This is a genomic window from Streptomyces sp. SPB074 (genome assembly GCF_000154905.1).
In the GTDB taxonomy this organism is placed as follows: domain Bacteria; phylum Actinomycetota; class Actinomycetes; order Streptomycetales; family Streptomycetaceae; genus Streptomyces.
In genome coordinates, this window is sequence record NZ_GG770539.1 from 2,131,083 (window position 1) to 2,133,392 (window position 2,310).

At 74.0% G+C, this 2,310-nt stretch carries 3 protein-coding genes; 1 reads left to right on the plus strand and 2 read right to left on the minus strand.

Annotated elements, in window-relative coordinates; genetic code table 11:
- Together dapC and fdxA are read right to left on the minus strand one after the other, a co-directional pair.
- A partial coding sequence (dapC, locus tag SSBG_RS08530; protein WP_078491251.1) for a succinyldiaminopimelate transaminase occupies nucleotides 1-1,132 on the minus strand: 1,132 nt, incomplete at its 3' end.
- 193 nt (nucleotides 1,133-1,325) lie between these two features.
- A complete protein-coding gene (fdxA, locus tag SSBG_RS08535; RefSeq protein ID WP_010267089.1) occupies nucleotides 1,326-1,646 on the minus strand; it encodes a ferredoxin in 321 nt (106 codons plus the stop codon).
- A gap of 144 nt (nucleotides 1,647-1,790) precedes the next feature.
- Between fdxA and SSBG_RS08540 the strand changes: the two genes are divergently transcribed.
- Nucleotides 1,791-2,310, plus strand: a 520-nt coding sequence (locus SSBG_RS08540; RefSeq protein WP_037869267.1) for a hypothetical protein, incomplete at its 3' end; no start/stop codon positions are given.

Here is a 2,310-nt window from a genome sequence, read left to right on the forward strand (position 1 = left end):
AAAAAAAAAAAAAAAACCCCTCCCAGGCCGCGAGCCGCGCCACCGCCGCCGCGATCCGCTCGTCGCTCGCGGTGAGGCCGACGCGCACGAACCGCTCGCCCGCGTCCCCGTAGAAGTCGCCCGGCGCCACGAGGATGCCGAGCGCGGCGAGGTGCGCGACCGTCTCCCAGCAGGACTCGCCGCGCGTCACCCACAGGTAGAGGCTCGCCTCGCTGTGCTCGACGCGGAAGCCGTGGCCGAGCAGCGCGGCGCGCAGCGCGGTGCGGCGGGCCGCGTAGCGCTCGCGCTGCTCCTCGACGTGCTTGTCGTCGCCGAGCGCCGCCGCCGTCGCGGCCTGGACGGGCGCGGCCGTCATCATGCCGCCGTGCTTGCGGACCTGGAGCAGCGGGCCGAGCACGTCCGGGTCGCCGACGACGAACGCGGCGCGGTACCCGGCGAGGTTGGAGCGCTTCGAGAGCGAGTGGACGGCGACGACGCCCTCGTAGCTGCCGCCGCACACGTCGGGGTGGAGGACCGAGACCGGGTCGGCCTCCCAGCCGAGTTCGAGGTAGCACTCGTCGCTCAGGACGAGGACGCCGTGCTCGCGCGCCCAGGCGACGATCCGGGCCAGCTCCTCCTTGCCGAGGACGCGGCCCGTGGGGTTGGACGGCGAGTTGAGCCACAGGACGCGCAGGCCCTCGGGGTCGAGCGTCGTCGGGTCGTCGTAGACCTCGTGCTCCGCGCGGGCGAGGCGCGCGCCGACCTCGTAGGTGGGGTAGGCGAGGCGCGGGTGGGCGACGCGGTCGCCGGGGCCGATGCCGAGCTGGAGCGGGGCCCAGGCGACGAACTCCTTGGAGCCGACGACGGGCAGGACGTGGCGGTGGCTCAGGCCGCGCGCGCCGAGGCGCCGCTCCGCCCACTCCATGATCGCGTCGCGCAGCGCGGGCGTGCCCCACACGGTCGGGTAGCCGGGCGAGTCGGCGGCGGCGCTCAGGGCGTCCTGGACGAAGGCGGGCACGGGATCGACGGGGGTGCCCACGGAGAGGTCCACGATCCCGTCGGGGTGCGCGGCGGCGGTCTTCTTGTACGGCTCCAGCTTGTCCCAGGGAAAGCCGGGGAGCAGCGCGTCGAGCGGCTGCGGTTGTGCGGGCACGGTGGCTCTTTTCGGGTGTCGGACGCGGGAGGGCGGCGGGGACGGGGCGGTCGCGGCCGGGCGGCGGCGTGCCACCCGGGGCGGGGCGCCGCCGTCCGTACCGCGAACGCGCAGGTCCCGCCGGTGCGGGTGCACGGGCGGGACCTGAAGTGCGCGGGCGCACCGGGGAAGGGGGGCCTGTGCGGCCCGCGGCTCACCCGTTCTGCGGCGGAAGGGCGGCGACGAAGGGGTGGTCGCGCTCGATCAGGCCGAGCTTGCTGGCACCGCCGGGCGAGCCCAGCTCGTCGAAGAACTCGACGTTCGCCTTGTAGTAGTCCTTCCACTCCTCCGGGGTGTCGTCCTCGTAGAAGATCGCCTCGACCGGGCAGACCGGCTCGCAGGCTCCGCAGTCGACGCACTCATCCGGGTGGATGTAGAGGGAACGCTTCCCCTCGTAGATGCAGTCGACCGGGCACTCCTCGATGCAAGCCTTGTCCTTGACGTCGACACAAGGCTGCGCGATGACGTAGGTCACGCTGTCGTTCCTCCTCGATAGGGCGCTGGCGGGCCCGTCCTGGGGGTCCCGCCGCCTGGCGCGCGCGGGAGCGGCGTCGTCGATGCCCGGCACCTAGTATCTCCGCTCGGGGTCATGATCCGAACAGGAGGGGCGGTCCACACCATGGAATTCGCGGCGGGAGCGCGCCTTGAAGTCCGTATCAGTGCGTCTGACGTGGGCAAACGGGTCACCGTGCGGAGTGTCGCCGAAGAAGCCGCACCCGGTGCCGCTTTCACGGACACGGTGGGCATTCTCACATCCTGGGACGAGGACGTGCTGCTCGTGACCCGGCGGGACGGAACGCGGGTGCGGCTGGCGCGGGAGGCGGTGGTCGCGGCAAAGACCGTCCCGGCGGCCCCGGCGCGCCGCCGCGGCCCGGCGGCGGACTACGCGGAGCTGGCGCGGATTCAGGAGCGGGGCTGGCGCGCCGCGGAGCGGGAGGAGCTGGGCGGCTGGCTGCTGCGCGCCTCGGTGGTGGACGGCGCCGGTTTCACGCGGCGCGCCAACTCCGTGCTGCCGCTCGGGGACCCGGGGGTGCCGCTCCCGGAGGCCCTGGGCCGGGTGCGGGAGTGGTACGCGGCGCGGGGCCTGCCCGCCTACGCGCAGCTCGCGACCGGTGCGGGGGACACGCAGGAGGTGCTGG